Source organism: Pararhodospirillum oryzae (assembly GCF_007992075.1).
Classification (GTDB): Bacteria; Pseudomonadota; Alphaproteobacteria; order Rhodospirillales; family Rhodospirillaceae; genus Pararhodospirillum; species Pararhodospirillum oryzae.
This window is the reverse complement of sequence record NZ_BJZO01000140.1, coordinates 1-5,271: the sequence shown is the minus strand read 5'-3', so window position 1 is coordinate 5,271 and position 5,271 is coordinate 1. Positions and strand designations below refer to the sequence as shown.

Below are 5,271 nucleotides of genomic sequence, written 5' to 3'. Positions count from 1 at the left end.
TTGGTATGAGTGTGTCTTTTCCTCCTGGCACAAGAGGCCAGGCAAGCAAGAACGCCGGCCCCGGAAGGCCGGCGTTGGCGGGAAGCGCGTTCACGCTCGCCCGGGATCAGGAGGAAGGCCCGGGTTTGCGGGCCACGAACAACACGCTGGCATCCTTCCCCAGGGCACTGTGTTCGACGCGCAGGCCCGCGTTCGTGGCCCAGGCCGACAGGGTTTCGGCCGTGTCCAGGCGCATGCGCTGAATCATCGGCGCGAACACGCCCCGCAGCCAGGGGGAAAGCGAGGGGTGGGTGGTGACCAGGGTCAGCACCCCGTGCGGCTCCAGCACCCGCGCCATTTCGGCGATGGCCTCGGCCGGGCGCGGGAAGAAAAAGAACGCGTGCAGGCAAAATACGTGGGTGAAGGAGCACTCGGGGAAGGGAAGGGCGGCCGCGTCGCCTTCCACCACCGCGAGGCGCCCCTGGTCGAGGGCGGCGGCGTTGCGGCGCCTGGTTTCCCCGATCATGTCCGGGCTGTGATCAAACCCCACCGCCCGACAGCCAGACGCCAGGGCCTGCTCCAGGAACACCCCGCCGCCGCAGCCCACATCCAGCACGCGGGCACCCGGGTCCAGGGGGCTTGCCGCCAGGGCCTTGCGAAATCCCGCCTGATGTCCGGCCGGATGGGCATACAGGAACTTTCCAACCGCGCCGGACGGGCGGCGGGCCAGGGTATCCACCAGCCGTTCAACGACAGGCTTGCGGGCGGGAGTCATGGGCAGCTTCCTTGTTTCAGGGGGAGGCGGGCGGCGTTGGCGCGAAACCGTTCGGGTTCGCAAACGCGGCGGGTGGCGATCACCACGGCAAGGGTCAGGCCGGCGGCGGCCAGGGCCACGGCAAAGCCCCAGGCGTAGCCGCCTTGGGCCACCAGGGCGGTGGCCAGGCTGGTCATCCCCATGCCCCCGAGGCCGTGCAGGCACTGGACCATGGTCATGTCGGTGCCGGCCTGGGCGCCGTCGTGGGCGAAGCGAAAGGCCAGGGTGAAGACGGCGACCGACGCCACCCCCTGGCCGACGCCCCCCCCCAAGGTGGCCAGGATCACGAGCCCGGTGGGCAGGTCGGGGAAGGCAAGGAGACCGGCCAGCCACAAGGCGGGCCCGGTCATCGTCAAAAGTACCCCTCCCAGGCTGGCGCCAACCGCGCCCGTCCGGCGCAGGAGCGGGCCGGCCAGGACGGTGCCCAGAATGACGGCGAGGCTGTTGCCGGTGCCGACCACGGCGCCGATGCGAGCCAGCGGCCAGTCGTGATCCACGAGAAGCAGGCGGGAAAGCGCGCCGCTGGCGGCGTGCCCGTTCGCGAACAAAAGCGCGATCGCGCCCAGGGCCCAGCCGGACCGGGAGCGAAAAAAGGTTCGCAGCCGGGCGGTGGGGCGAGAGACCGCCGGGTCGGGAGGCGGTTCGCGCCAGGATAAAACAGGCAGCATCGTGAGCGCGATCCCGCCCGCCATGACCATGAGGGCGACGGAGGCGCCCAGGACATCGGACAGAATCATCATGCCGGCCCCGCCGACCAGCACCCCGGCCATCATCCCCCCCACCTGAAGGGTGTTGGCCAGGGCCATTTTCGGGCGCCCCAGACGCTCGGCGGCCAGGCCATCGGTGGCAATGTCCTGGGTGCACGCGGCCAGGCAGCCAAGGAGCAGGAGGCCAAGAAGGAGCGGCGCCCCGGTGCCGTCGAAGGGCAGGACGGCCACGCCCAGGAGCGCGGCCACCAGCACGGCCTGGGTGGGCAAGATCCAGCCGCGCCGGCGGCCCCACCGCGAGCCCCCCCGGTTGTCGACCAGGGGCGCCCACAGAAACTTGATCATCCAGGGCAGCATCGTGAGCGGCACCAGGGCCACCGTTTCAAGGGACATGCCGCCGGCGCGCAGCAAGGTGGGCAAGGCTTCCGTCACCAGGCCAAAGGACACGCCTTGCGCCGCGTACAAGGCGCCCACGACGATCAGGATCGTGCGATCCGGAGAAGAACGCGTGCCGACCATCGTCCTACAGCTCCAGCTTGAGCCGCAGGCCAAAGGTTCGCGGGTCTCCCGCGATCGCCAGATCCCGCCCGAAGTATTGGATGGCCTGGACCCGGTAGCCTTCGTCGGTCACATTCTTGACAAACCCCTCAACCTGCCATCCGTCGCCAAGAAGACCGGCGCGCAGGTTGAGAAGGCCGTACCCTGGTTCCTTCAGCTGATTGGTCGCGTCGTAATAATAGGTGCTGCGGTGGCTGTAGTCGGCCCGGGCCATGACATCCAGGCCGGAGTCGACCGGCAGTAATTCCCTGACCGGGGAGACATATTCCGCGTTGAGGCTGTAGGTAAAGCGGGGCGCGTTGGGCTGGCGAAAGCCATTGCCCGAGGCAACCGTGGCCGTCGGGTTGGGAAAATCAAGGAACGTTGCCTCGTTCCATGCGAACGATCCCCCGAGCGTCAGGGCCCTGGTGACCCGGGCCGCGACATCGAGTTCCGTCCCATAGCTTTGGGAATGCGGAACATTGGAAATGTCGTTGTAGGTCCCCTTCCACGTCGTGACCTGCTGGTCGTACCAGTCCGTGAAGAAGAACGCCGCGTTGACCTGCACCCGGTCCTCCAGGAATCGGCTCTTGGTGCCGACTTCATAGGTCCAGGTGTGCTCGGGATCGAAATCCAGCTTGGTCGTGGGCGCGAACTGACGGTTGAAGCCGCCGCTCTTGTAGCCGCGACTGACCGATCCATAAAAGTGAACGTCGTCGGTCGCCTTGAGGGTGAGCGTGAATTTCGGCGAGAAATCAAATCCCTCGATCGTGTCATCGAGGGTTTGCGCCGGTGCCATGCCGATTTGTGAAAAATGGGTGTAGTGGGTATCCTTGACGTCATGGGTCAGGCGCCCGCCCACGGTCACGTCGAACCAGCGGGTGACGCCGTAGGTGCCATCGGCGAACACCGCCTGGCTGTTGGTCGTGGTGTGCGAGCGGGATTCTTCCTTTTCGCCATTGGCATAAACACCCCAAAGCGCCGCCGTGCCCGCGCGGTGACCATAATAGTTACGCTCGACTTCATGGTTGTGGAGAAAGAACAGACCGGTCGTCCAGCGCAGCCGGGTGTCGTCGGGCGAGGCCAGCCGGAATTCCTGGGAAAACTGGCGCTGGGTCCATTCCGATCCTTGCCGCAACGAGGTGATGGCGTTCCAGTCTCCGCCTTCGTACAGAACATGGGTGCCGCGCCAGGCCGAAATGGAGTGCAAGGTCAAATCCCCCAGGGAGGCCTTGCCATTGAGCGAGACGCCAAAATTCTGGGTGTCGTAGGAAAAGGGCTCGTCGATCGCGGCATGCCGGTTGGGGGCGGTGGCGAAGTCGGAATAGGCGAAAACGGTTCCATCCTGCTCGGTGTAATCCGCCCGCAGCACGGCATCGAGAATCGACGAGGTCAGCCTGGTTTGGGCGCGAACGCTGGTGCTTTCGTAATCGCCCAGGTCGTCGTCCACGCTGTTGTCCACCGTTGGCCCCCGGCCGGCCTGCTGGGCACTCAGGCGGGCGGAAAGGGTGGTGTCTTCCCCTCGCGCGATCAGGCCGTTGGCCATGCCGGAAAGGCTATAGGCCTCGAAGGAGCCATAGCTGGCTTCGCCGGACAACGCCGTTTCCGGGGTGGGGCTGGCGGTCAGCAGGTTGATCGCGCCGCCCATGGTGTTGCGTCCGTACAAGGTGCCCTGGGGACCGCGCAACACCTCGATGCGCTCCATGTCGTACAGCGGCGGGTTCATCCCCGCCTGAGCCCCCACGTAAACGTCGTCCAGGTACATGCCTATGGCCTGATCACCGCCGGCCATGCCGCCCCCTTGATTGCCCACGCCGCGAATGGTGATGGTTGAAAAACCAAGCATCCCGGTATCGCTGCGCAACAAGACGTTGGGCACGCCGTTGAGGGCGTCGGAGAGATCCTCCAGCCCTTTGTCCTCAACCTCGGCGCCGTCGATCACCACCATGCTGATGGGAACGTCGTGGGCATCCTCGTTGCGGTGCTGGGCCGTGACCTCGATCGGGGAAAGGACAAGGGCGCGCGCCGGTGGGGTGGACTCGGTTTCTTGCGCCGCGACCGCGCCGGTCAGCGCGACGTAGGTCCAGGTCGCAAGAACGCCTGTTTTTTGAGGGGGGCGTTTGAGGGGCATTCCGTTCCTCGCATTTTGCGCATGACTCGCATTCGTATGGGTGAGGCATCATTTCCGAAGCCTTCGGGCGCCTGCAACCGCCCGGACTTCAGGGATCCGGTTTTTCCCTTTGTGATTCGTGCGCGGGAGAAGAGGGAATGGTTTGCGAGTGATAGGCACTATCAATATGATGGGGCCATCCCGGCGGACACGGGGAGGGGAGACACGTCGTGGAAGTTCTTTCGGTTTTCGGCCTGGATATTGTCCTGGCGGATGAGTGTCTCGCCAGCCGCCAGTCCTGGACCACGCTTGTCCAGCCCGGGGTGTGGTCGGGCCTTCAGATGCGCGGTACCATGGTGTGTGGCGTGGAAGGCCTGGGCGAAACCACCACGGGGCCGGATTCGCTCGCTACGTTTCAAACGGTCCGGCCGCTTGAATTCTTCCATCACTCATGCCAGCCGGGCCCGCTGTCGGCGGTTTTCGTCCGGGTCACCGAAGGCGGGCTTGCCGACCTGCTGGGGGAAGACGGCGCCGCCGCCTTGTGCCCCGCCCGCCTGCTGCCAGACGCCTTGCAGCGCACGACCAGGCCCGCCGTGAGCGCCCTGGCCTGGCAGATGCTGGGTCTTTCGGGGCAAGGCGCGGGCCAGCGCCTTTATCTGGCGGCCAAGGCGCTGGAATTCCTGGCGGCGGTGATCGAGGGCCGCGCCGGGGAGGAACCCTCCACCAGCGCCGTGCGCAGCGCGTCGTGCCTCACCCCCCGCGATCACGCCCGCGTGATGCAGGCCCGGGATCTTATCTTGAGCAATCTCAAGGAAACGCCCTCGGTTCCCGATCTGGCGCGCGCGGTGGGCTTGAACGCCACCAAGCTGACGCGCGGTTTCGATCGCGTCTTCGGGATGCCGGTCTACGCGTTCATCAAAAACGCCCGGCTGACATACGCAAGGGAGCTGATCGAAAGCGGCACGATGACGGTTTCCGAAGCCGCCTACGCGGCCGGATACCATCCGGCCACGCTTTCAACCGCGTTTCATCGCCACTTCGGGATCAAGCCATCCCAGGCGCGCCGGTCTCGCTAAAGTATTTTCAGCCGAAATGGACCCCGCTTCGGCGGTTCGAAAATGCGA

The 5,271-nt window shown here is 65.8% G+C and carries 4 protein-coding genes; 1 reads left to right on the top strand and 3 read right to left on the bottom strand.

Going from position 1 to position 5,271, the window contains the following annotated elements:
* Window positions 1–106: 106 nt before the first annotated feature.
* From ROR02_RS15860 to ROR02_RS15850, 3 genes are read right to left on the bottom strand one after another with little or no spacing between them, the layout of a single operon-like run.
* The gene (locus tag ROR02_RS15860; protein WP_147165021.1) at window positions 107–754 is read right to left on the bottom strand and encodes a class I SAM-dependent methyltransferase; all 648 of its coding nucleotides are present in this window, start codon (window positions 752–754) and stop codon (window positions 107–109) included.
* On the bottom strand, window positions 751–2,019 hold the full coding sequence (locus ROR02_RS15855) for an MFS transporter (RefSeq protein ID WP_147165020.1): 1,269 nt from the start codon (window positions 2,017–2,019) through the stop codon (window positions 751–753). The genes ROR02_RS15860 and ROR02_RS15855 overlap by 4 nt, the downstream gene beginning before the upstream one ends.
* A gap of 4 nt (window positions 2,020–2,023) precedes the next feature.
* Window positions 2,024–4,168: a TonB-dependent receptor gene (locus tag ROR02_RS15850; protein WP_147165019.1), complete on the bottom strand. Its 2,145-nt coding sequence runs from the start codon at window positions 4,166–4,168 to the stop codon at window positions 2,024–2,026.
* Window positions 4,169–4,377: 209 nt separating this feature from the next.
* Between ROR02_RS15850 and ROR02_RS15845 the strand changes: the two genes are divergently transcribed.
* On the top strand, window positions 4,378–5,223 hold the full coding sequence (locus ROR02_RS15845; RefSeq protein WP_147165018.1) for a helix-turn-helix domain-containing protein: 846 nt from the start codon (window positions 4,378–4,380) through the stop codon (window positions 5,221–5,223).
* The last annotated feature ends 48 nt before the right edge of the window (window positions 5,224–5,271 follow it).